Genomic DNA, 26539 nt, shown 5'->3' on the forward strand with positions numbered 1-26539 from the left:
TCGTCCAAATTTAAAATAATTCTTCGGATTTTCCAGAAGCACATCATATATGTAAAATATGTTCCATAACTTTCATCCCTTTCTATACATTTATATTGACTAAGCTATTCCGCTTCCGATAAACTAGAATGCAGGAATAAAAGTCGAATGTTCAAAGCAGCAGTTCGAGACATTGTTTCGGACGGCTGTTTCTTTTCTTTTTAATAAGCAAGGTTGCAACGTTGTAGTCTTGTCGGATGATCCGGCCAATAACAACATGGAATAGGAACAGGTGATACACATGTGTAACAGCGCGTACCGCGTGCTTTTATATTATAAGTTCGTGAAGATTGAAGACCCTGAAACGTTTACGCAAGAGCATCTGCAATACTGTAAGGACCTGGGGGTAAAAGGCCGTATTCTGATTGCCTCGGAAGGCATCAACGGTACTGTATCCGGTACACCAGAGCAAACCGAACAGTATATGAAGGATATGCATGCCAACCCGCTGTTCAGCGATATGGTATTTAAGATTGATGATGTCGAAGAGCATGCGTTCAAAAAAATATTTGTTCGTCACAAAGCCGAGCTGGTTACGTTCCGTGTGGACGAAGAATTGGACCCGAACGTCATTAGCGGTAAACGGTTGTCCCCAAAAGAATTTTACGAGCATCTTCAACAGGAGGATGTTATTGTAATTGACGGCCGTAATGACTACGAGTACGAAATTGGTCATTTCCGAGGTGCGATTCGTCCGGACGTTGAGTCGTTCCGCGAGTTTCCGGAATGGATTCGGGAGAACCTGGGTGACATGAAGGACAAAAAGATCATTACCTACTGTACTGGCGGCATCCGTTGTGAGAAGCTGACTGGGTTCATGATTAACGAAGGTTTCCAGGACGTGGCACAACTTGATGGCGGAATTGTTACCTATGGTAAGGACGATGAGGTACAAGGTCGTCTGTTTGATGGCAAATGTTATGTATTTGACGAGCGTATTTCCGTGCCGATTAACCGGACGGATGAAGATATCGTGATTGCTAGCTGTTATCACTGTGGAACGACACATGACCGTTATATTAATTGTCCAACCTGCAACCTGCAGCATGTATGCTGTGAGGATTGCGAAGAGACGCATAACCGCTTTTGCTCGGATGCCTGCCGGGAGGCAGCACCGGTAACCGCATAAGCAGGGAGAGCAGGTGCTGAACGTGAAGCGCGAAGAGGAACGAACGACGCGTGAACGGATTTTGTTCATGCTGAAGCAGCAAGGCACAATGACCGCAAGGGAAATGACAGCTGAGCTTGGTCTGACCGGCATGGCGATTCGCCGTCACCTCACGGCACTGGAGCAGGATGGATGGATAGAAGTTCGGGAAGCCAGAGCGACAGCAGGACGTCCATCGGCTGTGTACCATCTGACGGTACGCGGGGATAGCTTTTTCCCAAAATCATATTCATCACTAACCCTGGAGCTGCTGGAGGAACTGTCGGATTCAGCGGGCAGCGGTGTCGTGGATGCATTGTTCGAGAGCCGTCGGGACAAGCTGCTTCGCAGCGGACAGCCGCAGATGGAAGGTCAGGATCTGGCCGGACGTGTCGAGGAACTCGCGCGTATACAGAATGCAAACGGATATATGGCGGATGCCTCCAAGGAAGAGGATGGCACCTATGTGCTTACCGAGCTGAACTGCCCCATTGTGCAGGTAGCGAGTGTCTATAAACAGGCTTGCCGTTGTGAACTGGAGCTGTTCCGTTCATTGCTACAGGCTGATGTGGAACGCACCGAATGTTATGCAGAGGGCGGCAAAAAATGCACGTACCAGATTCGCGAAGCGGCTGGGAATTAGCATGTATGGAGATTGTTTCGATCACTCGAAACAGTCTCTTTTTTTTGAAGATTTTTAATATGAAAAATCTCGGCTAGTAAGTTGACTTGACACATGAATTAAACCGTAATAACATACGTTATATAACATGTGTTATCAACGAGGGGAGGAGAAAGAAATGCCACCCAAATCCGACATTACGCAGGACAAAGTATTGTCTGCCGCCTTTGAGCTTGTACGGACCCAAGGCTTGGAGGCGCTAACTGCACGAAACGTTGCTCAGGCGCTCCATTGTTCCACCCAACCGATCTATAGTCTCTTTAATAACATCGAAGAGTTGAAATCAAACGTGTATGACAAGGCTGCCGAATTTGCCCGTCACAGTATGGTGGAGTATAAGGACGATGCGAATTCCCCTGCGTTGAACCTGACCATCGGTTTCCTGTACTTTGCACAGAACGAGAAGCAGCTATTTCGAGCCTTGTATCTATCAGGTTATCGGCAATATAACCCTCACACAGATCAGTTTCTGGGCGAAGAGTTAACTACGTTCTATATGCGATATAGCAGACGGTTACAGAATGTATCTGTCGAGCAACTCAAGCGCATTTTCTTAAAGCTCATGATCTATTTAATCGGCATCGGAACACTTCTGAACTCGCACACCTTGGAGCTGGACATAAAGGAAGCGATTGAAATGATCCGGGAAATGTACGAGATGTTGCTGCATAAGGAAGGTCTCACTTATTAAATCCGTTGAAGGGGTGAGCAGCATGGTCCATAGGCTTGGCCACAAAATTGGTGAAGGTGGATGTGCGGAGGTGTTCGAATGGGAAGATGGAAGCAAGATCGTCAAGCTGGCGAAGCCCAATACCGTTACGGCTGCATTGGAGGCCGAACTTCATCACTGTCGAATAGCTTCCTCGTGTGGGCTGCCGGTTCCCCAGCCATATGACCTGGTGACTGTTGAGGGACGATCAGGTATTGTATTTGAACGGATTGATGGCGAGACGATCATGAAGCGCTTTGTAGACAGATCAGTAGAGCAGTACCGTATGCAGCAGCCTTTGGATATCAGGGAGGACTTTGTAAATGCCCGAATTACAGCACAGCTCTTTCACCAGATTCATTCGCATTCGGTTGCCCATATGCCGAGTCAGCGGGAAAATTTCAAGCATAATATTCTAGCAGCACAATATCTGACTGAAACGGAGAAGGCTGCCGTGATTGACCAATTGGATCGATTACCAATGAAGCAGCAGCTATGTCACGGTGATCCCAATCCGGGTAACATACTTCTTAGGGACAATGATGCAGTCATTATCGACTGGAACAATGCCTCTACCGGAAATCCCGAAGCTGACTTGGCCGAATATATCATTATGATTCGATACGCCATACTGCCACCTCATCTGCCACATGAGGCGATGGTTGCTCTTGATGCTACGAGAGAGGCAAGTATCCACATATTTATGGAAGAATATGAGAATCTTTCCGGTATTGGTTACGCAGACATTGAACCCTGGATTGCTCCTGTTGCAGCGCGTAAACTGATTGCGGATGGGATATCCGATGCGGAGAAAAAAATGCTCATAGATGAAATTAGAAGAAGACTCGATACTCCATATCCATGAATAATAGCCTATCTATTAGCTTTGCCAACGGTACCATCTACAGAACGTTGTGGGTGGTTTTTTGTTTTATGTAATGTTTTCTCTCACGTATCTGCAATGAATCCAAATTGGAAGCGGTTCAACCATTGACGGGAAACATGTCGCACCTTAATATTAGGGAAACAATAAAATACCAACACGAGTCATGGACTTCAGTCGCATGAGAAAAGTCTATATTTGTCTGCTTTTGTCGATCAAAGCAACAATGCGTTGAAGCGTTCGTTTTGTCCCGCCCTATCGTGTCACTTGGATAACGATGAGGGCATCAACATTTTAGAAGATGGAGAGGGGTTCTCACACATGAAAAAGAAATTCTTAATGTCTCTGATGATGGTTGCATCTATGATCGTAGCGGCAGGTTGCGGAAATAACAGCGGCGGTAGCACAACGACCGAGGGATCAGGCAGCACAACAGATGAAGGTACGGCAGAAAAATCGTATCGCATTGCGATCTCGCAAATCGTCGAGCATCCATCGCTGGATGCCACACGTGAAGGATTCATTGCAGCGCTGAAGGATGCTGGTCTTGAAGAGAACAAGAATCTGACGATTGACTACAATAACGCTCAAGGCGATTCAACGAACAACCTGTCCATTGCCCAGAAGATTGCCGGGGATTCCAAAAATGATTTGATCCTGGGGATTGCAACACCATCCGCACTGGCTCTGGCTCAACAAGTGAAGGATAAGCCATTGCTGTTCGCGGCAGTGACGGACCCGCTGGGTGCCAAACTGGTGAGTGACATGGACAAGCCAGGCGGCAATGTAACAGGTGCATCGGATACGAACCCGGAGGCGATTGTGCAATTGGCTGATTTTATCGCCAAATATTTGCCGGATGTGAAGACGGTAGGACTGGTTATTAACGAGGGCGAACCGAATGCGGTTGTGATGGCGAACAATGCAGAAAAAGCACTGGCTACACATAATATCAAGCTGGTCAAAGCACCAGTTACGAACACATCCGAAGTAAAACAGGCAACCGATTCTCTGGTTGGCAAAGTAGATGCCTTCTATATCACACTGGATAACTCGGTAGTTAGCGCAGTGGATACAATCATCCAGACAGCGAACAAAAATAAAATTCCGTTCTTCTCTAGTGACCGGGATACCGTGGAAAAAGGAGCTTTCGCAACTGTAGGTTTCAAATACTACGATCACGGATACCAAGTGGGTGAAATGGCTGCGGACATTTTGAAAAATGGTACGAAACCCGGTGACATGAAAGTCACCGTGCCGGACAAGCTGGATTTGATTCTGAACCTGAAAGCGGCTGAAGCTCAAGGCATTACCGTTACGGATGAGATGAAGGCAGAAGTGAAGGACCAGGATACCAACATTATTCAATAATCTGGCCGGAGATCCTCCGGCAGTAGGGATTCGAGGCGGACGTGCAGACGGGTTCGCCTCATTCTTTTCGATAGACAGGGAGGAAGCAATGTGAATTTGACTTGGGGTTCAATTGAAGGGGCAATCGAGCTTGGATTGTTGTATGCACTGATGGCACTGGGTGTATATATTACATTCCGCATACTGGACTTCCCCGATCTCACCGTAGACGGAAGTTTTACAACTGGAGGCGCAATCGCGGCGGTCATGATATCCAACGACTTCTCTCCTTGGCTCGCTTGCTTGGCAGCAATGGCTGGAGGAATGGTGGCTGGCGCCTGTACGGGTCTGCTGCACACCAAAGGCAAAATTAACGGGCTGTTATCCGGTATTCTGATGATGATTGCCTTGTATTCGATTAATATGCGTATTCTTGGTGCACCTAATAAATCCATTATGGGCATGGATAATCCCTTCTCGGGAGAGCATGTCATGATTATCATTATCGTGGTTGTGCTGGTATTCAAAATCATGCTGGATCTATTCATGAAAACCGATATCGGACTGGCACTGCGTGCTACAGGTGACAACAAACGCATGATTCGCAGCTTCGGCGCGAATACGGATGTGACCACCATCGTTGGTGTCAGTCTGTCCAACGGACTTGTTGCGCTGTCTGGGGCATTTATTGCACAGCAATCCGGTTTTGCAGACATTACGATGGGAATTGGGATGATCGTTATCGGACTGGCCTCCGTTATTATCGGGGAAGCCATTCTGGGTGCAAGAACCGTATTCTGGGCCACGCTTGCGGCCGTCGTCGGTTCAATTATTTACCGGATTGTGGTCGCGATCGCACTCCAGGTCGAATGGTTCGACACATCCGATCTGAAGCTGATCACCGCGGTGATCGTTATTATCGCACTTGTTTTCCCAACTATGCAGCGCTCCATGAAGCAGAAAAGTCTGGCTCGCAAACGAACCGAAGAGCTGATGGGCTCGTCGAGCCAACAGGCGAAGGGAGGCATGTGATCATGCTTGAGATTACACAAGTAACCAAACTGTTTAATCCGGGAACGACGGACGAGAAGACCGCACTGGTTGGTGTAAATCTGACCATGAATCCGGGGGATTTCGTGACGGTGATTGGCAGTAACGGCGCAGGAAAATCAACGTTGATGAACATTATCTCAGGCGTCATGAAGCCCGACATGGGCGATGTGCTTATCAATGACCGTTCTATCAAAAGCCTGCCTGAGCATAAACGCAGCAGTTGGATTGGCCGTGTGTTTCAGGACCCGATGGCGGGTACAGCACCGCATATGTCCATTGAGGAGAATATGGCGATGGCGTACAAACGCGGCAAGGGCCGTGGACTGGGCTTTGGAGTGACCCGTGCCAGACGGGAGATTTTCAACGCTCAATTGGAGAAACTCGGCATTGGACTCGACAAACGCCCCAATGCCAAAGTGGGTCTTCTATCTGGCGGTGAGCGCCAGGCGCTCAGCCTGCTGATGGCAACATTCACCCAGCCGCAAATTTTGCTGCTAGACGAGCATACGGCTGCGCTTGATCCTTCTCGTGCGGAGCTGATCACAGAGCTGACAGAGACGCTTGTACGTGAGATGAGACTCACAACGTTGATGGTCACACACAATATGGAGCAGGCCATACGTTTGGGCAATCGTCTAATTATGATGGACAAAGGCCGGATTATTTTGGACGTTAGTGAAGAGCGCAAGCGCACACTTACCGTACCTGAGCTATTGGGTGAGTTTGAACGTATCAGTGGTAAAAAAATGGCCGATGATCGCGTGGTGCTGGGTTAAATCCAGGAGCATCTTGCGATCAACCAAGAGAGCCAGTACATCTCAGTACAGAAACCTTTTGCGTTCTCGCAAAGGGTTTTTGTGGTATGTTGAACAGAATAAGGACTACAAGTAGTAAGCATACATAGGAGGGCCGAGCATGTCGTTACAATTCGATGAAGGAACATACACCGTAACCCGGCGTACCGATTCGATTCGCCTGCTGGCGAAGGAATTTGCACTGCTGCATTTTTTGTATGAAAACAAGGAAAAAGCCTTTACTCGCAGCCAACTGCTGGACCGGGTATGGCCCCTGGAATATCCGGTTGAACGCACCGTGGACGACCATGTGTATCGACTGCGCAAGAAGCTGAAATGTTGGGAAGAAATTGCACTGGAGACCGTGCGTGGTTATGGTTACCGGCTTAACATTCGATCGAATGTTGCGATATTGCCTTCTAACCCTTCCGCCCAAGATCAGGAGATGCGAGAAGTGATACATGGATTGTTCCGCAAATACCATCTGTATGGGCAGGGCAAATCGATGCTCACGCTGCTGGATCAGCAAGAAGCGCTGGGTATTGAGATTGATCCATTTTATCAGTTGTATATCCACTTTATTCAGGGAGATCTGGAATGGCTGATTACCACAACGGAAATTCCCTTCGAGGAACGTTTGTACTGGCTGCTGATTTTTACACATACCCTGATTGAACCATCGGAGAGCTTGCCCTTGTACGAAAAGGCTCTGAATTCATCCGCATTGTCTGCCGAACAGCTTCGAGAACTTCGTATTCTGAACATTGTTGAAGTCTACGCAGAGGTGGGCCAGTATGAACGAGCCAAAGCTCGACTTATTGAAACGTATCATGTGATGGAACAAGATGAACTGATCCATTTCAGACTTCCGGTAAAACTCTCAGCGTTGTATGTGGAACTGTGGGGTGGCAGCGGAGAAGCGGTAGAGGATAAGATGGCTGCTCTGCGTTCCGGGTTGAAAGATGCGCCATACTTGCGGGAAATCGGACGCTTTCAAGTTATGGAAGGCCTATGGCTGCTTAGACAAGGGAGGATCCGAGAGGCAGAGCCGAGAATGGACGATGGTCTGGACGTATTGAAAATGACATTGAACGCACCGCTATATCTCAATTCGGCCTACCAGATATTGTTGTTCATGGCACACCATCGCATAGAGGGGCGTCTTCGAACTAAATACCGTCAAGTCTATGCGGATATCTCCAAAAGTTACGGCGTGCCTGTTTATGGACAGCAAATTGTGGATGAAATCCGCACATTTTTATCCCCGTTTGCTCCATCCTCTGATCTTCCTCTGATATAACACCCTTATGATTACAGCCAAGGAACATATAAGCCAGCAACAAGGCTGTAATCAGGGGAGGAAGTATAACGTATGACCGTCATTTCAAATGAACCCAATCCATCATCCATTTCGTCCAATGGCTCCTCCAAAAGCCTATGGGCCAACTTCCGCTTTATGCGGATGTTTATTGCGTATTCACTCGCGACATTTGGAGATTGGTTTGACGCGCTCGCCATCCAGGTAATGGTCGCTTATCGTTGGGGTGCTGATCCGCTGATCATTGCCCTTATTCCGGTATGTATGGCTGTTCCGGGTATCGTACTTGGATCGGTGGCAGGTGCATTGGCTGATCGTTTGCAGAAGGTGAAAATCATGATGATATGTGATGGGATCACCGTTGTATTAACGGTTGCCATTCTGTTCGCGCCAAGTGCGGCTTGGCTGCTGCCGCTTCTTGCTTTACGAGCGATGATGGGGGTATTCCATGTTCCTGCGCAGCAGGCACTTACGCGCCAAGTGGTAGCAGAGCAGCATTTGTTCCAGGCATCGTCACTGAACGGTTTTGTGAACCAATGCTCCAAAGTAGCGGGGCCGCTGTTAGGTGCAGTCATTGTGGCCGTATTTTCACCACAAGTCTGTATTTTAATCAATGCTTGTACACGTCTGTTGTCCGGAGCCGTATTATGGCCTTTACGGTGTCTAACAGAGAATCCAGAATCATCTTCATCGGACGGAGGTCCTTTGGAAACGGGGGAGACCACGGAATCCCTATTCACTCAATGGCAGAAGGGTTGGCGTTTTATCCAGAGCAGCCGCACCCTTCTGAGTACGATTCTGTTTGGTTGCTTTGGATTAATGGCGATCCTGATGATCGATTACCAGTTTACGACGCTGTTTCGTGAGATCAAGCCGGGCAACGAAGCCCTGATCGGCTGGCTGGGATCATCCGCTGGGGCAGGTGCGGTTGTGATCATTCTACTGTTGAATCGACTTCCCCGAATCGGATATGGCTGGGGGCTGGGTGGAGGATATGTACTGATTGGTGCCGGAATCGCTGCGCTTGGCTGGGTCAGTTCCCAAACGTCCGAGTTCTGGATCATCATCTGGGGCTTATGCATCGGAGTGGGTAATGGCCTGTTTATGGTGACGTTGAATTACTTGCTGCAAAAGGAAACCCCTCCTACCTATGTAGGTCGTGTATTCGGTATTCAAAACTCGCTTTCCAGTGTCGTGCTGGTCGTAGCTCCACTTGCAGGCGGTGCCTTGATTCGGAGCGTGGGACCGAGTCCCACATTTCAATATATCGGAATGGCGACACTGGCTATTGGTTTGGCAGGCATGCTGCTGCAACGAATCTTATGGGAGGGGAAACAACCGCATCCGGCGGAGTCAACTGGAGAACTTGGGCAGAAGTCAGTCTGACAGCCATGATTACCATCGTTACGGTAAAAAGAATATAAACGATCAACAGCCGCTACGGACTTATCCGTAAGCGGCTATTTCGATCGAATAGGGCAGTACATCATACTTCCCACCAGGAGAAATAGGAGGTGGAGGCCATTAGTCCCCCAACAGTGAGGGAACCACTAACGGATAGGTTAATGGACTGACCGGGAGGAATTACGTAGCGTCCTAGTTCATTGGATAAAAAAGGACCTACCTGCAAAGGCATAGCCAATAAGGTTGTGCTACCCGTGGGGGCAGCTGCGGAGAATCGTACTGTTGCAATACTGGTGTTACTGCTTGATAAATTATTGTTTACGGGTGTTAGAGTGGTTGGTGATGTTATCGTTCCGTTTGTGCTTAGACTCATACTGCCGCTAAAGGAAGAGAGCAGATTTAGTGCGATGGTTATTCCGCCGGAGAGCCGTGATATATATACAGTTTTACCGCTCCCGGCGGGGTTTGTCAGTTGTACAGTAGCAATAACACTGCCACCCAGCAATCCTAGTGTCGTGGAGTTGGTTGAACCTGCATTATACAGATTTCCCGTACTGCCGGCATTTGTCTCAGGCGGAGCGACAATGCCGGGTGAAGTAAACGTGTTTGTGATGGAAGTATAGACAGGGCTGTTCTGCGGGTTGAATACGTTATGATTCGGCATTGTACATACACCGCCCTTTCTTCAATATACCATTCAGAATTCCCACCAGGAAAGATTGATTGCCGCGGTTTGGGAACCCGTTCCCACACTAATGGTTAACGTCTGCCCTGGAGGGACGATGATTGAGCCGTTCAGGTTTAACATATAGATGCCTGCCGTAAGGGGGATGCTGATCAGGCTTGTGAATGTTCCCGTTAACGTTCCTGTATTTTGTCTCGTTGTCATTACACTTGTATTGGCATTACCTAGCAATGTGTTGACCGGAGCAGATGTAGTGCCGCCCGTTATGGTTCCACCGGAGTAGACAATAAGCGTTGCCGCTGCCGTTGTGCCTCCGCTAATCCGGGAGACGTAAAGTGTGCGCCCGCTGCCCGTTGCATTCACTACCTGTAACAGGAGATTTAGTCCAGCTCCCACGCTGACACTGCCTGTTGTTAGTGTAAAAGAGCTGCCTGCCGCTGCCGCTCCTCCCTCTGGAGAGGACTCAATGCCGGGGGCGGAGAATGTATTGGTCAGTTGAGTATATAAAGGATCGTTGGATTGATTAAATACATTGGAATTGGTCAACTAATCCACCTCCAATCTGCATGAATAAAGATAACCAAAGCGAATTTTGGAATGGGCTGCTTTTATGGAAATTTTGAAATAGGAACGTGAAGAGGTTGTACTTACAGTGTATGTGGGGGATGAGGTAAGGGTTTGGGATACAAACAGTAAATCCTCAAATAACGGCGTATGCCGTGCCCGTATTTTACATGCAGGCATACGATGCGGAAGCACATTTTTTAAGGGGAAATCGATATGAGTCGAACAGCGAAGCGTAGCAAGAAGAGAACGAACCAACCAACTAAATATGTCAGCCGTCGCCAAACCCGTCGTTCCTGCCGCGCTAAATTGCTGAAACCTCCTTGTTCTCGGATTACTCGTCCCCGGTTCAAGCAGGGTACTTCCTCACGTACGACACTCCCTGGTGCTACTCACTGTTTTACAGAGCATACGTATGTCGGAGCCGAGACAAACGGTAGTATGAATTCTCTTCCGGCTCAAGACACCTCATCGTTCAGTATGTACACATATGGCATTGTAAATCGGGGCGAACATCCGGCTCTTGTGCAGATTCAGATCAGCCCTAATGCCAGGGACTATGCTGTGGACAGCCAGGAGGTGATCGCCGGAGGCCAGACCAAAGCGCTGGTGCCGCTGCGATTCCTGCGTTATACCCGGCTGGTTATCCAATCGGTTGAACCGGATCAGCCGACCCGGCTCGATGTTTATTTTCAGGCGCAGCGTATGCCGTAAGAACGTGGAATACAACTGATTTGACCAGGGAGGAGGACGAGGCATATGCCTAACTTTACAACGTTTAATACGAATCCGGATAATCTCAGAACCTTGATTTTTGGTCAAGATAGTACAGGCACAGCCCAGCCGGTTCACACCGATACAAGCGGTAACGTAATCGGAATTATTTTGGATGGTACGATCAGTAATATATCAGGTCTCACTACCGTTACCATTAATGCCGGAACCATCACAAATATTCTGAACGGAACGATTACCAGCGTCCTCGGAGCAACGATCACGGCGGGTACAATTAACAGCGTGCTTGGCGCAACCATCACAGCTGGAACATTGACGAACCTGCTCAATGGTACGATCACCAGTGTTTTGGGAGCCACCATTACTGCCGGAACGATCACGAGTGTACTCGGGGCAACCGTGACGGCGGGCACATTAACGAACCTGCTCAATGGTACCATCACCAGCGTGCTTGGAGCTACAATCACCGCAGGAACGTTGACCAACTTGTTGAATGGTACCATCACGAGTGTACTCGGAGCGACGATTACAGCCGGAACGATCACCAGCGTGCTTGGAGCCACGGTGACCGCAGGAACGCTGACGAACTTGCTGAACGGTACCATCACGAGTGTACTCGGAGCGACGATTACCGCAGGAACGATCACCAGCGTGCTTGGAGCCACGGTGACCGCAGGAACGCTGACGAACTTGCTGAATGGTACCATCACGAGTGTACTCGGAGCGACGATTACCGCAGGGACGATCACAAGTGTGCTTGGAGCAACAATCACTGCGGGTACAATTACCAGTGTGCTTGGAGCTACGATTACCGCAGGAACACTGACGAACTTGTTAAATGGTACCATCACGAGTGTACTCGGAGCGACGATTACCGCAGGGACGATCACGAGTGTGCTTGGGGCTACGGTGACTGCAGGAACGCTGACGAACTTGCTGAATGGTACCATCACGAGTGTACTCGGAGCGACAATCACAGCCGGAACGATCACGAGTGTGCTTGGAGCAACAATCACTGCGGGTACAATCACCAGTGTCTTGGGAGCTACCGTGACAGCCGGAACGTTGACCAATTTGTTGAATGGTACCATTACCAGCGTATTGGGAGCCACCATTACAGCGGGTACACTCAGCAGCGTAACGTCCATCTCGCAAAAGAGCTTTCAGGAATCACAGCTTCTTAGCACGCCGACGGCAAACACGTTTACACCTCTTCCGGCGGTCACGACGAGTGTGTTTGGCACTTATTCTTTCTTTGTATATAACAGGGGGCCGGGGCTTAACCGGGTTGATGCCCGCGTCGAAATCAGTGCTAACGGTACCAACTGGTACGATGATGTGGACACGGTGACCGGGATTTTGCCAGGTTCGGTGGATGTTCTGGTGCCGCAGCGTTTTCTCAAATATACACGTCTTTCCTACCGCTCCAGTCTGCTGGGAGCACCCAGCACGATTGACGTGTTCTTCAATGGACAAGGCACATAACCAGGTTTATCGTCATATAGGTACATGGAGTCCCTTTGATGGGCTTCATGTACTTTTTTTTGCATTGGAGGTGGCTGCATATGCAGAACAGGTTACTCGGAATTCATATGATTGTGCAAAATGAAGAACATCAACTTGCCCGCTGTCTCGACAGCTTCAAGCCGATTGGCAGCGAATGCTTCATTACAGATACCGGCTCAACAGATCGTACACCGGAGATCGCCAGACATTATGGAGCAACGGTGCTTCACGCCCGTTGGGAAGATGATTTTGCATATGCCAGAAATATAAGTTTGCCTCTCGCGAGCACGGAATGGATTCTGTGTCTGGACGCCGATGAGTATGTCATACAGGGGTTGGAAGAGCTTTTGAATTATCTTCCCAAGGTCCATAAGAGCGTTTCGAGACTGCGGATTACGATAGAGAACCGAATTGGTGAGGGAACGGGAGAGAATGTCATCTTCCATCCTGTGCGTCTTTTTCGCGCTCAACAAGGATATCGGTATGCGGGGCGTATCCATGAGCAATTGGTTCGTAGCGGTAGAAGGGATGGTGGAGAACAGGAAGGAGACGATCCGGACATAAACGACTTCTTTACCCGTGAAGAAGGCTGGATTGCTGAGCATGAACCCCTGGCTCCACTGCGTTTGGTCCATGATGGTTATCTGCCGTCCACGATTGCTCAAGGACATAAACCATTGCGTAATCTAAAGCTTTTGCAGCGGGAACTAGCCGATCATCCGGGGCAGCCTTTCCACCTCTATAATGTGGGGGTGACGTACTGCCAGCTAGGTCATATCAAACAGGCAGCAGAAGCCTTTACTGAATCCTTTCTTCATACACCGCTGCACGCGCCGTATCGCTCCACCCTGGTTCGGGACTACGCCAAGGTTCTTCTGGCGATGGGACGCTATGACGAAGCTCATGGGCTGTTGGCGGGAGAAATACAGCGTTATGCGGAGTATGCCGACCTGCATCTGATATATGGAGAGATTTTGGAGCAACAGGGTCTAGAGGAGAGGGCCTACAAATCCTATGCAAGAGCAACAGATTGCCGGGAGGGCTTCGATGGAGCTGATCTCAAGGGCGAAAGCAAGGCAGAGATTCGAGGCATACATCAGCAGGCAATTGAGCAAACAGGTAAACCGGATAGCGTTGAATTACGTGAGGGCAAGTCCTTTGATGAAGTCCAACAAGAACCGGCCCAAATGGAAAGACATTACGTAACGGACGTAGGTTGCGATAGCTACAAAGCCTATACATCCATGGGAAGGCTTGCACAGAAAAGAGGCTTTCTACAGGAGTCTGCTCATCTGTACAGCCTGGCTCTGAGCAGCGAGATCACGTATGCTCCTGCATGGACAGGGTTAGCCGATGTATTGCAGCAATGCGGAGAGACGGATGAGAGCATAGCAGAGACTTTACTTGCACACTGGAAAGAGCATTCAAAGAAAGAGGGCTCAAAGAAAGAGGATTCAGATCCGAGCGTAATAACATACGAGGATGATCTGGCGCTTGTGGTTTACGCACTTGCCTCCAGCGGTGCATATGGGCAGGCATTGAACTTGCTACATGGAGATGCCCGAAATACGCGTATAGAACATGAAGATTATCTGTATTGGATGTTATGTGCCAACAGGGTTTCAGATGCGCTGCAGTATGTGCAGAATCAGTGGAGTGAGGAGCATCGTGCGGGTGTAAACCTCCAGCCTGAGCAACGATTGGATTTGGCATTGACCTATTGGGCAAATGAGTTATCTGTATCCGAATCATTTATGGCAGCAGCAGAACCACAGGAGAGGGAAGGCTGGAGACTGCTGAATGACCTGTTGGATACGGGGAAAAGGGTGCATGTCGAGGATGACAGAGATGGAAAAATAGTTCACCAGACGCTCCAGGCTGCAACGGAGCTAAGTAAGAACATATGGATTCGGGCAGTGCAGACGGGGCAACTGGCGTTTGCCAGGATGCTGTATGAGAAGGTGGCTGCTATTAACCCTGAACACCACGAAAATGGTGTTCATAGCCGATGGCTGGCCGCGGCTCTTTACCGCCAGGGATACACCATGGCGGCTGCAGAGCTGCTGATTCAATCTATGTCACAAGGCGATATGGATGCGGACAGCCTCTTCTACCTAGGGGAAGCCGTTTATGCCAAAGGGCACTATGATCAGGCCTTAATTCTTTTCCAGCAGGCATTGGAGAAGGATTCAGAACAGCGGCAGGCGAGTGCTGGAGCTGCTGTCTGTTATATGCAGCTGGCGCTGGGGGTTATCAGACAGGAACGAACTCGATCTCCCGCTGATAAGGTGCTTATGGCACAACAGACTGTTTTGGAGCAGCAACTACGCACCGCAGAGGGTATCCCTTGGCGCACGGTGTTCTGTGCAAGGGAGAGGAGGAACCAGCTTGCCGACCAAGCACATTTCATTATGCATGATCGTGAAGGATGAAGAAGAACTGCTGCCTCATTGTCTCGAAAGTGTCCGCGGGGCGGTGGACGAGATTATTGTTGTGGACACCGGTTCGTTGGACCGAAGTGCTGCCATTGCCAGGGAATATGGGGCAGTGGTTGTGCCTTTTAAGTGGAGCGACGATTTTGCCGCGGCACGGAACGCTGGCCTGGAGCGAGCATCGGGCGAATGGATTCTTTTTCTGGATGCGGACGAGGCGCTGGATGAGATTGCGCGGGAGCAGATCAGAAGCTGGACGGCAGCCAGCGGATGTGACGGATTGTTTTTAAATATCCATAACTATACAGGTTCGGGTCAGCAAGGGGTGACGGTAAATCCGGTATTGCGCCTCTTCAGGAACGAGCCGGAGCATCGGTTCGAGGGTCGGATTCATGAGCAGATAGCGGTGGCAATCTGTCGGAAGAATCCTCAGGCTGCTTTTCACGTGACAGACATGATCATTCACCATTACGGGTATCAGACAGCCATCGTGGAGCTCAAGGATAAGGTGAACCGGAATTTGCGTTTGCTTCAACAGGCGGTGGAGGAAGAGCCGGAGCAGCCGTTCCATCACTATAACCTGGGCGTCGAGTATCTGCGGATGGGGGAAACGGAACAGGCGCTGAAGACGTTTGGCGTAGCTAAAGCGGGAATTGATCCCACCCTGACAAGTTATGCACATCTGTTGTTCAAATATGAGATTCGCTGTTTCCAGCATTTGAGTCGCTGGCAGGAAGCATTGGATCACATCCATGCTGCTCTTGAACTCTTCCCAGAATACACGGACCTGATGCATCATCGCGGAGTATGTGAGGAAGCGTTGGGCGAGACCGAAAAGGCAGAGCTATCGCTGCGTGAAGCAGTTCGTATGGGACCGCCACCACCCATATTTCATACAGAAGAAGGAATCGGAACCTATCAAACCTGGTATACGCTGGGGAGGCTGCTGGAAGGTCGGGCGGACCTTGAAGGCGCAGTGGATGCTTATGTGGAAGCAGTCCGTGCCAAATCGAGCCTGCTGCCGCCGTTGTACCGGATTTTTCGGATCATGCGGATTTCGGGTCAAGAGCAACATCTGGTGGAGCTGATTAAGGAGCGATTTGCAATCACTTCAGAAGAGGCGATCCAGAAAGTATTGGGCATTCTGGAGCAGTGCCGTTGCTATGATACAGCTGTGCAGTTGTTGCCAGACATGTCTTCACATCCTTCAGCGGAGATGAGGGGGAGGTTATCCATGGCTGAGGCTCTGCTCCAGATTCAACAGGGGAAATGGAACAAGGCACGCCTTAAGCTGGATACGGTACGGCGAAAAAAAGGAGAGCTTTCTGTACCAGCTGCCCATTGGATGGAGCGACTAAACTGGATTGAAGGAAGACCAATAGAGGGGAAAGATCAACTGACTGCGTGGCTGTATCGTCAATCGCAACCGGGTAGGAAGTCGGAGCGATATCAACAGACAGAACGAATCGGGAGTTCACAAGCCGTTGCCCAAAATGACGACTCAAACGTGGCTGCTGGAACAGCGTATAATGGCTGGCAGGCAATAGGACTGATGATGGAGGGGTGTGTGCAATCCGGGAAATGGGGTGTACTGCATGCGCTGGTTCAGCTTGCTCAGGGACAGTTGGCAGAAGGAGTGTCTCCATTGGTGGAAGGCAATCGGCAGGAAGCGGGAGAGCTCTTTGTCGGAGCCTCCGATTCACGTGTGGGAACCAGCTGGCTGGTGAAAGGGCTTGTCAGTGCTGCCGATCATCACCTGGAGGCGTTCGCTCAAGGGACAGAAGGTCAGCGACATCGTTGTTGGCCTGTGGTTCAGCAGATTAGACTGGATTTACCGGGGCCGGATGGTTTTGAGTTTTGAGGGTTGAATGAAAGAGAGCAGAACCCCGTATAGGAAGGACGGAGGATGAACATGCAGACAGGAATCAGCCTGTGCATGATCGTGAAGGATGAGGCCCGGTCGCTTCAGCGGTGTCTGGATGCCATTCAGGATGTTGTGGATGAGATCATCATCGTGGATACGGGATCAACGGACGAGACGATCGACATTGCCCGTCGTTATGGTGCGATTGTCATTAATGCAGCATGGACCGGAGATTTTAGCGCTGCTCGTAACCGGTCCCTTGCCGCTGCGACTCATCCTTGGATTCTGGTACTGGATGCAGATGAAGTCTGGATGCAGACCGAGTACAATCTGGCGGAGATGAAGCGGCTGCTGACCTCAAGTCAGGAAGACGTATGGGGATACTGGATACAGGTCACAAGTTTGCTCGGAATGTCTGGAGAAGAGCGTGTGACGGATGCGGTGTGTCGATTATTTCGGAATGACCCCCGAATTGCTTTTCAAGGGATGATTCATGAAGAAGTGGCATCTTCGATTCTGTCCTTCGCTCCGTGGGGTGTGGTCGATTCCGGGCTTGAGATTATTCATGATGGATATCTGGAGCACGTTATTGTTGGCAAAAATAAACCTGAGCGGAATATGCGGCTGATTCGTTCCGCTCTCCAGCAGTCACCGGATCAACCGGAACTGTTATATGCGATGGCCGCCGAGTGGTTTCAGCAAGCGAGATACGATGAAGCGCTCAGGTTGCTGCAGCCTTTGCTGGCAAAGCTTACGCCGGATTGCGGATATCATTCGGATCTGGTACTCAAAACGGCTTATGCCTGGCGGGAATGCAGCCGCCCAGAGAGAGCATTCGCTATCGTTGAGGAATGGAGGCCGGTGTATACTGACTTCCCCGATCTGCTGGAGCTTGGTGCTGTGTTGGAGCAGGATCAGGGTCGGGATGCTGCGGCGCTCGACTGGCTCAAGCAGGCCAAAGCGGCAGCTTCCACTGCCAGTCGATATACGTCCGTTTCCGGTGCCGGAACGTATCGCAGCCTGACTTTGGAAGGCATGGCCTATGAACGGCTGGGCTGCGGGCAGGAGGCAGCTAGGGCCTATACCGCTGCGCTCGCCGTACAGCCCGGCAGCTTGCCAGCGTGGCAGCGGCTGTTGCTGCTGGCCGCAGCTACTGGGCGGCCGTATGCCATCGCAAGCGCAGCCCAGCGGATAAGCCTGCCGCCTGCGGCCTGGCAGGCGCTGATCCCGGCCGCGCTGGATGCGCATCGGCCGGAATGGCTGCTGCGCCACGCGGCATCGCTGCCCGCCGCGCTGCGGGCGCAGCCCCTCGCCGCCGGGCTGGCGCTGGCCCAGCTCGGCGAGGACGCCGCTGCCCGGGCGGCTTTGCAGCCCTGGGCGACGCATGCGCAGCACGGGCCAGAGGCGGCGCTGGCGCTGTGGGCGCTCGGCCACAAGCAGCCCGGCGAGCATCGCGCCAGTGCAGCGGCGGGCTCAGCGCAAGGCTTCGCACTGGCGCCAGCGGCGTGGCGTAAGGCGCGCCAGCAGGCAGCCGCGCCCGCCGCAGCCCGCGCAGCCGATGCGCTGCTGCGCGGCGCCACGGCCAGCAGCGCCGCGCCAGCGCCGCAGGCCGTGCACGCCGCGGCGCTTGCGCTCGCGCGCGTAGGCGCCTGGGCCGCATGGCTGCGCCTGCTGCAGGCCCAGGCGCCCGGCCAAGCGCCGGCGCTGCTCGCGGCGCTTCCGCCTGCGGCCCGCTGCGGGCTGCTGCGCGCGCCCGCAAGCGTGCGTGAAGGGCTGCTTGCGCTGTTCGGCACACCGCATGGCGCGCAGCAGCCCTTCACGCACGAAGTGCCCGCCATGGTACTGGCGGGCACGCTCGCTTTGCTCGCCGGGCGGCGGCGCACAGCGCGTGATTGGGCCGAATCGGCCCAAGTCACTGTACGGCAACCTGCCGCCTCCGGCAGCCCGGCGACAATCCCGCCGGGCCTGCACACCCTGCTGCGCCTGACATCACCCGGCGCAGCATCCGCCGAAGCGTACGTAAACCAGTGCAGCATGCTGCTGGTTCATCTCTAACGGCTCCGGTATTCAAAGGATTTAAGGATATAGAGTTAATCTCAATCCATGCCCTCATCAGTGATCCCATTTATCCATCCCAATTATTCCTTACGGATCACAGCACGAAAACAACGGATTACCGGCCCATACATGTCAGACCAGATGGCATCCTCCGGTTCTTTCACGCTTAGCTTGCCCTCGATCGTCAGTCCGGTGACAGCCATAATAGTCTCCAGCAGGTCCGGACGCATCTCGGGCACATCAAACGTGGCGATCAACCGTCCGTCTGGCTTCAGCACCCTGGCGAATTCGCGAAAGGCCCGCAGCATCGTGCCTGTATCCAGATGCTCCAGCACAGAGATACAGAATACGCTGTCAAACATCTCGGATTCATACGGAAGCTGAGCCAGGTTGGCCTGCGCAAGATGCAGTCGGTCCAGGCTCGATTCCGGCAGGTCGCGTGCGGCCTGCTCGCCAAAATCAGAAGCGATATCCAGCCTGATCGCTTCTCTGGACAAAATACGCTCATCCCAATCACAGGCATAAACTTCCCGGCAGTGCTCTGCCAGCCAAAATTTGAATGGATGGGATATACCACAGGCAGCGTCGAGTACGACGTCCTCCTGCTGCGCAAACTGGCGTGCCCATTCGTACTCGTACGGACGGCTCCACCACGCAGGATGCAGTGGAAAAACCAATGTATCCGTTTTGGGATCACCCTCCCGAATGTATCTTGATTCCATGAAATCCGTTGCATTTGGCGTATCCCTCATCCCCGAATTCCCTCCTTTAATCCTGCTTCTGCCAAAAAAGATTCCAATACCGAACTCCACCTGCGCCGCCAGTGGGATATGTCGTAGGACAGCGCTGTCTCGCGGGCATAGATACCCAGCCGCTCCCGTTCGGCTCTATCTTGAACGAGACGCACCAGCGCGGCGGTCAGCGCTTCTTCCCCTGGAGGCACCAGCAGTCCGTTGAAGCCATCCTGAATCAAATCATTCAGTCCGCCAACATTGGAAGCAACAACCGGAAGCCCACAGCTCATCGCCTCCAGACAAGCGTAGGACGTTCCTTCCGAGAAGACGGTCGGGATCACGGCGATATCTGCCTGATGGTAGGCCTCGCGGATATCCCGAAAATCATACGTGCGATGTTTGATTCGATCTGCATGGGGGTGCGTGCGATGCCAATACCGGAAGGAGCGGCCCACCGTGCTGCCTTCAACCAGCTCTCCAGCAAATTCGACCTCCAGATCGGGAAAGGCACCAAGCAGTCGGTCAGCTGCCAGCATCATCGGAATAATGCCCCGTTCCATGCTGATCCGACGCGGATATAAAATACGCAGTGGACGCGAAGGGCTCACTTGAATCGCAGTTGTTACATCTTCATCCTGCTCCTTCAAATAATCATCCGATAGATCATTTGGCTGCCGACCAGCTAGCCCCTGTCTAATATTTGCTGAGTCCAGTTCTTCAGCGATTACTGTCACCTCGGATCTGTCCGCCCGCACCATGCCGTTTCCAACGTTTCTTTCCCCCACGGATGACGCAGCATTCAACCCCGAGATGGCAGCTTCAGCATGCTCTTCATGGCCTGCAAGATCTTTCTTCCATGCTGCCAGCCATTCTTCTTCCTGTTCATGCTCGAACGTACGCCTTGGCGGAGCAGGTGTGAAGTAGGAGGTATCCACTGCATTGGGAATGAGCACGACCTGACCTGGATCGGCAAACGTACAAGCAGCACGGCAAAAGGTCTGAAAATGTGAATCCACCGACACGATGCGTACAAGTCCATCCAGTGCCAGTTGAATATGCTCCGCGACTTGCTGCTTGGTCCCCAGCGGCAGCGCGGGACGATCCCAGTTAATCCCGTGGCAGATGCCGAGGCTGCCCGGCTTGTAGGCAATGGGCTGCCACAGGCAGCTTGCATAGATCACAGGCCCTCGCGCTGCGGCAGCCATTCGGGCAAAAGCTTCGGGCACATCATTCATATCGTAGGCATACCCGTATACATCGATCTGTTCCGTACGAGTCTGAAAAGCTTCAAAATAGGACAACTGATGGACCTCGGGGATGTGTCCCAATCCGCGGATTACACTGCACAAATCCAGGACGTAACGCTCCAGACCGCCCCCGAACACCCGGCTGAATTCCCGGTTATATCCGTCGGTGAAGCTGTGTGTCAATATGCTGACCACGCCCATCTCACTGCTCCTCCTTCCACGGAATCAGCCTTGGCTCCGGATCAAGAATCGATTCATAGTGTTCCAGGCTGCCCCACTCGCCGTGTGGATCAATTCGTTTATAACGCAAATATTTCCGAACCCGATCCTCCAGACTTCCTGCCCAGCCAAGATGCTGGACTTTCAATTCCGTGCTGATTCCGGGCAATACAGTGCAGGGCAAGGGAAGGCGAGGCACATGATGATTTTGCTGCGGGTAAAAGTAAGGGTAACCCGGCATATATCGGACCAGGGAAGCGGTATGACGTCGGTGAAGCCCCCAAAGGTCATCCTCCCGATAGTGGGTTCGTCCGCCCCACATATCGTAGAAACGGAAAGCGATCCAGTCCGCATGGTCCTGGTTAATCAGAGCGCGTATCGCTTTCTTCGCATCTGTGCTGTATAGCTCATCAGCATCAACCGATAGCAGCCAATCCGGCGAGGTACCTGCTGCTGCTTGCCATAGAGCGTTACGTAATCGCCATTCCTCCGCAAATAACGGCTTCTCCAGCACTTCCAGACGAACAACCTTTGGATAGGCTCTGCATATATCGGGTGTTCCATCTGTGCTGGCATCGTCCACAATGACGATCTCATCCACAAATTCACTTAAATCGTCCAGCACTTCCTCCAGATATCGCCCGCGCTCGTTGCGTACCTGAAGCATGGCGGTCAGTTTATTGCCCTGACTTTTACGAACGCGACGAACGGAAAACGGCTCTCTGAATTGGCCTATATCTCTGTGCTTTACAGCATCCTGGTTCCCTGGGTGCTCTGTGCTATATCTTTGATGGGTTTCACTTCGGATATCCAACGGACTCAGCGCATTTTCCAGATGCTTATCGCCAGTTTCCAGTGGCTCAGCGTGTGGTGATTCCGGCGCTTCCGTTAGAGTATGAGTTGTTTCGGATCGTATATCCTTATGCACCATCGGTCCATTCACATGTTGTCTGCGCTTCTTCGGGTCCAGCATCATGGCACCTCCCCCAGCAATTGCTGGACGGCTTGATCCAACAGATCCATCTCGACGATTCGCGCAAGAACATCTTCATCCTCCAGTGCCGTCTCCAGAAATTGTCTCACCGCCCCGTGACGTTCTCCGACCAGAGCCAGAGCTAGACCTGATAATTGCCGATAATCCTGTCGGCTGGGGCTATCCTGAATATCCACTGCATGCACCAAATCTAATGCATCTTCCACACGTCCAGTCTCCTGAAAGATACGAAATTTCCAATGCCGTGCCGTTTCGCCTCCGAGTTCATCCAAAATGCGCAATGCGTTTCCATAATCATCATTCAGACGCAGCAGTTCTGCCCGGACAAGCTGTTCCTCCCCGGCCTCCAGCCAGCGACAGAGTTGTTCATAATGGTGCCGTTCCTGCTCGTTACCTGCGCTGATTCCATACACCTGCAGCGCGTTCTCGATTTCCCCGGCCCTTGCATGAATCGCGGAGAGGAATCGATAGTGGGAGCTTACACAATCATTGCGCCCGTTTAATACCGCGTGGGAGAAGGCCTCCTTGAGTGAAGCGGCCGCTCTGGAATCCTCTAGCACATATTCATAGGCTGCCAGCAAAAAGGAAATCGTCTCATGCGCTCCAGCTTTGGAACGAAGCTGACGATAGAAGTCGGCCCGCACACTGCATTGCAGCTGGGTGACCGTATCCTGAACACCCGAGAGGGTCTGTCGCAGCGCATGCAGGAATAGCAGTTCATAGTCCCGGAGAGGGACTTCGAGGTTATCCTTTTGCATGACGCCAGCAGGGGAGGAATCCTCTCCATTCAGCCAGATGGCACGTACACCCTGGAATACCAGCTTCATGTAGCGTGTTTCTGAAGTAGTGCCCACCAGATCGGCGATACCGACCAGTCTTGAAATACAGCTCTCCCATAAGGGGGACTCGGCTTCTTCACCAACCGGCTCGGGAAGAAGTACAATACAGAGCTCCGGATGGAGCGAGGCTGTGGCGGTAAGCCAGTAGGGATGAGCAACCACAGCAACCGTATGGGGCTCCTGCAGCAATTGTTCTGCTTCGGGAAGCGTGATGACGGTGATATTCGCAGGCATTTCCTCGGAGCGCTCCAGACTGCTGACATAGTAGACAGGTCCTTCCGCAACCATCAGAGCAGCGATGTCTGGATAAGGAAAAGCAGACCATCCTCCCTTCCGGGGAAAAAGAATATAACGAAAGGCAGGCAGGTCCGTACTTGGCTGTTCTGCATCTACCCCTTGATGAGGCTCCGGGTCCGGGATCGGAGACAGCTCTTCCATCGATGAATCACCTCACTTGATTTGCATTTTTGTCCGTTCATGGATTGAAGCAGCACTATCTGATGAATATCGGATTGGAGCTGCTTTGAATGATATCAATGAATCGATTGATTCAATATGTAATGCCCATTTTGCCCAGCGTATTTTATGCCTGACACTAACATATGGGCGTTCCGTCCCAAACATGAGCATCTTCCGTGAATAGACGAAGCTGGCAAGCCCAAAGATTAGGTTTAATTTTTTCTATTGTGTGACCATCGTCACTTTTTTTTGCTGTCATGGCAGGGTTTGTGATAATTGTCACATGTATAAAATAGTCTATCTGGCACAATACGTTCATCAATACGTGTTTGGCTGACAGAAACGGAAGAAGGGGCTTCAATGCCAAATACGAAAACTGCGATATGAACAGAAAGAAGGGGTAACGGTATGGATCCGATTATGTTATCGCGTATCCAATATGCGCTCACAACGATTTTCCATTTCTTTTTTGTGCCGCTGTCCATCGGTCTTGTGCTGCTGGTAGCGATTATGGAGACGTTGTACGTAGTGAAGGGTAAGGAAGTTTACAAAACGATGGCCAAATTCTGGGGCAAACTGTTCCTGATTAACTTCGCCGTTGGTGTAGTCACAGGCATTCTGCAAGAATTCCAGTTCGGCATGAACTGGTCGGAGTACTCCCGTTTTGTCGGGGATGTATTTGGTGCGCCACTGGCTGTGGAAGCCTTATTGGCGTTTTTTATGGAGTCTACCTTTATTGGACTCTGGATTTTCGGATGGGATCGTTTGTCCAAAAAGGTGCACTTGGCCTGTATCTGGCTTGTATTTGTCGGCACATTCCTGTCCGCGCTCTGGATTCTGGCAGCCAACTCATTCATGCAGCATCCGGTTGGCTTCGAGATTAATAATGGCCGCGCCGAGATGAATGATTTCTTTGCACTGATTACGAATGGTCAACTGCTGGTAGAGTTCCCGCATACGATCTTTGGTGCCCTGATGACAGGTGCATTCGTCGTAACCGGGATTAGTGCCTACAAGTTGATGAAGAAGCAGGATGTGGAAATATTCCGCAAATCGTTCAACATTGCCATCATTATTGGCCTGGTTTCCTCGCTGGGGGTTGCCTTCTCGGGTCACTTCCAGGCGCAATATCTGGTGGAGACGCAGCCAATGAAAATGGCAGCCAGTGAAGGAACATGGACGACGACGGAAGACCCTGCACCATGGACCGTGGTAGCCTTTATCGACCCGAACAAACAGGAGAATTCCAGAGAAATCAAAATCCCTGGATTGCTCAGTTATCTGTCCTATAGCAAGTTCTCTGGCAGTGTCAAAGGCATGAAAGAATTGCAGGCGGAGTATGAGCAGACGTATGGTCCAGGAGACTACATTCCTCCGGTACGGACGACGTTCTGGAGCTTCCGCATCATGATTGCTGCGGGCGGATTGATGATTTTGCTAGCGATATACGGTACATTCCTGGCGATGCGCCGCAAATTGGAGGGAGCAGGCAAGTGGTTTATGCGTCTGATGGTGTTTGCCATTTCCCTTCCGTTTATCGCTAATACGTCGGGCTGGATTATGACAGAGGTGGGAAGGCAGCCGTGGACGGTATTTGGTTATATGACAACTTCAGCCGGGGTATCCCCGAACGTAAGCGCAGGCCAGATTTTGTTCTCCACCATTGCTTTTACAGCAGCGTATACGGTTCTCGGCATTGTGATGGTCTACCTGTTCGTTCGTGAAATCAAGGCAGGGCCATATGCAGTCGAAAAGCCGGAGGAGCATGATGAATCGGCCGATCCGTTCGGCGTGGATGGGGGTTATTCTGTTGTCACTAAGTGAGTTGTGGTTTTTGCTGATTGCCGTCTTGTTTGTTGGTTTTTTCTTTCTGGAAGGTTTTGATTTTGGTGTGGGCATGTCTACTGCAATGATTGGCAAAACGGATCGTGAACGTCGTACCCTGATCAACTCGATCGGTCCGTTCTGGGATGGCAATGAAGTATGGCTGATTACGGCAGGGGGTGCAATGTTTGCAGCCTTCCCGCACTGGTATGCCACGCTGTTTAGCGGGTTTTATCTGCCGCTGGTCGTCGTGCTGCTGGCCTTGATCGGACGCGGAGTTGCCTTTGAATTCCGCAGCAAAATGAGACATGAACGCTGGCGCAAAACATGGGACATCATCATTGTAGTCTCCAGTGCGTTACTGCCATTCTTGTTCGGCGTTGTTTTCGCTACCTTGATGAAAGGCCTGCCTATTGATGCGCAGATGCAGCTTCGTCCCGGCTTCCTGGACATCGTCAATCCGTATACGGTGGTAGGTGGGTTGAGCGTGACGTTGTTGTGTCTGGTGCATGGTCTGCTGTTTGCTTCCTTGCGGACCGTGGGAGATCTTAGAGAACGTGCCCTGAATTTGGCCCAAAAACTGATGCTGCCGCTCGCCGCGATCCTCGCGATCTACGCTGTGATGACATACTTCATGACCGATGTGTTCGCCGTACGCGGCTGGGCTCTCTGGATTATGGTTGTTCTGGGTGCTGCTTCATTGGGTCTGGCGGCTTACTTCGTGCGTCAGAAACGAGAAGCCTGGGCCTTCGGCATGACGGGAGCTGTAATTGCAATCGCGTTTGCCTCCGTATTTATCGGTCTGTTCCCAAGGGTCATGGTGAGTTCAATGGGTTCGGCGTTTGACCTGACAGTCTATAATGCTTCATCCGGTGCATATTCGCTCAAAGTGATGACGATTGTGGCTTGTACGCTGCTTCCGTTTGTACTCGGCTATCAGATCTGGAGTTATTACATTTTCCGCAAACGTCTGAACGATCACCATCACCTGGAGTACTGA

General features: G+C 51.4%; 22 protein-coding genes. 16 read left to right on the forward strand and 6 right to left on the reverse strand.

Features of this window, described 5'->3' with window-relative positions; translation table 11 throughout:
* Nucleotides 1-280 precede the first annotated feature (280 nt).
* From BMY78_RS20720 to BMY78_RS20760, 9 genes are all read left to right on the forward strand, one after another.
* The gene (locus BMY78_RS20720) at nt 281-1168 is read left to right on the forward strand and encodes an oxygen-dependent tRNA uridine(34) hydroxylase TrhO (RefSeq protein ID WP_062321303.1); all 888 of its coding nucleotides are present in this window, start codon (nt 281-283) and stop codon (nt 1166-1168) included.
* A 13-nt stretch (nt 1169-1181) separates the two neighbouring features.
* Nucleotides 1182-1829 carry a helix-turn-helix transcriptional regulator gene (locus tag BMY78_RS20725; protein WP_177185822.1) on the forward strand — a complete coding sequence of 216 codons (648 nt, stop codon included), beginning with the start codon at nt 1182-1184 and terminating at the stop codon, nt 1827-1829.
* Between the two features lie 157 nt (nt 1830-1986).
* A complete protein-coding gene (locus BMY78_RS20730) occupies nt 1987-2559 on the forward strand; it encodes a TetR/AcrR family transcriptional regulator (RefSeq protein WP_090903222.1) in 573 nt (190 codons plus the stop codon).
* A 22-nt stretch (nt 2560-2581) separates the two neighbouring features.
* Nucleotides 2582-3442 carry a phosphotransferase family protein gene (locus BMY78_RS20735; RefSeq protein WP_090903224.1) on the forward strand — a complete coding sequence of 287 codons (861 nt, stop codon included), beginning with the start codon at nt 2582-2584 and terminating at the stop codon, nt 3440-3442.
* A gap of 339 nt (nt 3443-3781) precedes the next feature.
* On the forward strand, nt 3782-4831 hold the full coding sequence (locus tag BMY78_RS20740; protein ID WP_090903226.1) for an ABC transporter substrate-binding protein: 1050 nt from the start codon (nt 3782-3784) through the stop codon (nt 4829-4831).
* A gap of 150 nt (nt 4832-4981) precedes the next feature.
* Nucleotides 4982-5842, forward strand: a complete 861-nt coding sequence (locus BMY78_RS20745) for an ABC transporter permease (RefSeq protein WP_064642035.1) — start codon at nt 4982-4984, stop codon at nt 5840-5842.
* 2 nt (nt 5843-5844) lie between these two features.
* Nucleotides 5845-6639, forward strand: coding sequence for an ABC transporter ATP-binding protein (locus BMY78_RS20750; RefSeq protein WP_063567603.1), 795 nt, complete (start codon nt 5845-5847; stop codon nt 6637-6639).
* A gap of 139 nt (nt 6640-6778) precedes the next feature.
* Nucleotides 6779-7957: a winged helix-turn-helix domain-containing protein gene (locus BMY78_RS20755; RefSeq protein WP_090903230.1), complete on the forward strand. Its 1179-nt coding sequence runs from the start codon at nt 6779-6781 to the stop codon at nt 7955-7957.
* A gap of 72 nt (nt 7958-8029) precedes the next feature.
* Nucleotides 8030-9361 (forward strand): MFS transporter, encoded by a 1332-nt coding sequence (locus tag BMY78_RS20760; protein ID WP_090903232.1) that lies wholly within the window; start codon nt 8030-8032, stop codon nt 9359-9361.
* 100 nt (nt 9362-9461) lie between these two features.
* On the opposite strand, the gene BMY78_RS32620 is transcribed toward BMY78_RS20760, so the two are convergent.
* Together BMY78_RS32620 and BMY78_RS20770 are read right to left on the reverse strand one after the other, a co-directional pair.
* Nucleotides 9462-10043, reverse strand: a complete 582-nt coding sequence (locus BMY78_RS32620; RefSeq protein WP_143067062.1) for a hypothetical protein — start codon at nt 10041-10043, stop codon at nt 9462-9464.
* 33 nt (nt 10044-10076) lie between these two features.
* Nucleotides 10077-10610, reverse strand: a complete 534-nt coding sequence (locus BMY78_RS20770; protein ID WP_090903237.1) for a hypothetical protein — start codon at nt 10608-10610, stop codon at nt 10077-10079.
* 234 nt (nt 10611-10844) lie between these two features.
* On the opposite strand from BMY78_RS20770, the gene BMY78_RS20775 reads away from it, so the two are divergent.
* The 5 genes from BMY78_RS20775 to BMY78_RS33095 all read left to right on the forward strand — a co-directional run bounded on the left by BMY78_RS20775 (nt 10845) and on the right by BMY78_RS33095 (nt 19220).
* Entirely contained in the window at nt 10845-11342 is a 498-nt protein-coding gene (locus BMY78_RS20775) for a DUF6385 domain-containing protein (protein ID WP_090903239.1), read from the forward strand.
* Nucleotides 11343-11387: 45 nt separating this feature from the next.
* Nucleotides 11388-12848, forward strand: a complete 1461-nt coding sequence (locus BMY78_RS33460) for a DUF6385 domain-containing protein (RefSeq protein WP_256222240.1) — start codon at nt 11388-11390, stop codon at nt 12846-12848.
* 80 nt (nt 12849-12928) lie between these two features.
* Nucleotides 12929-15301 carry a TPR domain-containing glycosyltransferase gene (locus BMY78_RS20790; RefSeq protein ID WP_177185823.1) on the forward strand — a complete coding sequence of 791 codons (2373 nt, stop codon included), beginning with the start codon at nt 12929-12931 and terminating at the stop codon, nt 15299-15301.
* On the forward strand, nt 15258-17162 hold the full coding sequence (locus BMY78_RS20795; RefSeq protein ID WP_143067063.1) for a glycosyltransferase: 1905 nt from the start codon (nt 15258-15260) through the stop codon (nt 17160-17162). The genes BMY78_RS20790 and BMY78_RS20795 overlap by 44 nt, the downstream gene beginning before the upstream one ends.
* A 45-nt stretch (nt 17163-17207) precedes the next feature.
* Complete coding sequence (locus BMY78_RS33095; RefSeq protein ID WP_090903243.1) at nt 17208-19220, forward strand: glycosyltransferase; 2013 nt, start codon at nt 17208-17210, stop codon at nt 19218-19220.
* 83 nt (nt 19221-19303) lie between these two features.
* Here BMY78_RS33095 and BMY78_RS20805 read toward each other — a convergent pair whose 3' ends face one another.
* From BMY78_RS20805 to BMY78_RS20820, 4 genes are read right to left on the reverse strand one after another with little or no spacing between them, the layout of a single operon-like run.
* Complete coding sequence (locus BMY78_RS20805; protein ID WP_090903245.1) at nt 19304-19975, reverse strand: class I SAM-dependent methyltransferase; 672 nt, start codon at nt 19973-19975, stop codon at nt 19304-19306.
* Nucleotides 19972-21405, reverse strand: coding sequence for a glycosyltransferase family 4 protein (locus tag BMY78_RS20810; RefSeq protein ID WP_090903247.1), 1434 nt, complete (start codon nt 21403-21405; stop codon nt 19972-19974). The genes BMY78_RS20805 and BMY78_RS20810 overlap by 4 nt, the downstream gene beginning before the upstream one ends.
* 1 nt (nt 21406) lies before the next feature.
* Complete coding sequence (locus tag BMY78_RS20815; protein WP_256222241.1) at nt 21407-22399, reverse strand: glycosyltransferase; 993 nt, start codon at nt 22397-22399, stop codon at nt 21407-21409.
* Nucleotides 22396-23694 carry a hypothetical protein gene (locus BMY78_RS20820; RefSeq protein ID WP_090903251.1) on the reverse strand — a complete coding sequence of 433 codons (1299 nt, stop codon included), beginning with the start codon at nt 23692-23694 and terminating at the stop codon, nt 22396-22398. The genes BMY78_RS20815 and BMY78_RS20820 overlap by 4 nt, the downstream gene beginning before the upstream one ends.
* A gap of 429 nt (nt 23695-24123) precedes the next feature.
* On the opposite strand from BMY78_RS20820, the gene BMY78_RS20825 reads away from it, so the two are divergent.
* Nucleotides 24124-25539, forward strand: coding sequence for a cytochrome ubiquinol oxidase subunit I (locus BMY78_RS20825; protein WP_090903253.1), 1416 nt, complete (start codon nt 24124-24126; stop codon nt 25537-25539).
* A complete protein-coding gene (cydB, locus tag BMY78_RS20830; RefSeq protein ID WP_090903628.1) occupies nt 25523-26539 on the forward strand; it encodes a cytochrome d ubiquinol oxidase subunit II in 1017 nt (338 codons plus the stop codon). Before BMY78_RS20825 ends, cydB begins: the two co-directional genes overlap by 17 nt.

The sequence above is a fragment of the Paenibacillus sp. OK076 genome, assembly GCF_900110055.1.
GTDB lineage: Bacteria > Bacillota > Bacilli > Paenibacillales > Paenibacillaceae > Paenibacillus.

Coding starts and splice junctions, on each gene's coding strand:
- BMY78_RS20760 (WP_090903232.1), top strand. CDS start 8,030: ATGACCGTCATTTCAAATGAACCCAATCCATCATCCATTTCGTCCAAT.
- BMY78_RS20810 (WP_090903247.1), bottom strand. CDS start 21,405: ATGGGCGTGGTCAGCATATTGACACACAGCTTCACCGACGGATATAAC.
- BMY78_RS20775 (WP_090903239.1), top strand. CDS start 10,845: ATGAGTCGAACAGCGAAGCGTAGCAAGAAGAGAACGAACCAACCAACT.
- BMY78_RS20820 (WP_090903251.1), bottom strand. CDS start 23,694: ATGGAAGAGCTGTCTCCGATCCCGGACCCGGAGCCTCATCAAGGGGTA.
- BMY78_RS20825 (WP_090903253.1), top strand. CDS start 24,124: ATGGATCCGATTATGTTATCGCGTATCCAATATGCGCTCACAACGATT.
- BMY78_RS20805 (WP_090903245.1), bottom strand. CDS start 19,975: ATGAGGGATACGCCAAATGCAACGGATTTCATGGAATCAAGATACATT.
- BMY78_RS20735 (WP_090903224.1), top strand. CDS start 2,582: ATGGTCCATAGGCTTGGCCACAAAATTGGTGAAGGTGGATGTGCGGAG.
- BMY78_RS33460 (WP_256222240.1), top strand. CDS start 11,388: ATGCCTAACTTTACAACGTTTAATACGAATCCGGATAATCTCAGAACC.
- BMY78_RS32620 (WP_143067062.1), bottom strand. CDS start 10,043: ATGCCGAATCATAACGTATTCAACCCGCAGAACAGCCCTGTCTATACT.
- BMY78_RS20750 (WP_063567603.1), top strand. CDS start 5,845: ATGCTTGAGATTACACAAGTAACCAAACTGTTTAATCCGGGAACGACG.
- BMY78_RS20755 (WP_090903230.1), top strand. CDS start 6,779: ATGTCGTTACAATTCGATGAAGGAACATACACCGTAACCCGGCGTACC.
- BMY78_RS20790 (WP_177185823.1), top strand. CDS start 12,929: ATGCAGAACAGGTTACTCGGAATTCATATGATTGTGCAAAATGAAGAA.
- BMY78_RS33095 (WP_090903243.1), top strand. CDS start 17,208: ATGAACATGCAGACAGGAATCAGCCTGTGCATGATCGTGAAGGATGAG.
- BMY78_RS20815 (WP_256222241.1), bottom strand. CDS start 22,399: ATGATGCTGGACCCGAAGAAGCGCAGACAACATGTGAATGGACCGATG.
- BMY78_RS20740 (WP_090903226.1), top strand. CDS start 3,782: ATGAAAAAGAAATTCTTAATGTCTCTGATGATGGTTGCATCTATGATC.
- BMY78_RS20730 (WP_090903222.1), top strand. CDS start 1,987: ATGCCACCCAAATCCGACATTACGCAGGACAAAGTATTGTCTGCCGCC.
- BMY78_RS20720 (WP_062321303.1), top strand. CDS start 281: ATGTGTAACAGCGCGTACCGCGTGCTTTTATATTATAAGTTCGTGAAG.
- BMY78_RS20745 (WP_064642035.1), top strand. CDS start 4,982: ATGGCACTGGGTGTATATATTACATTCCGCATACTGGACTTCCCCGAT.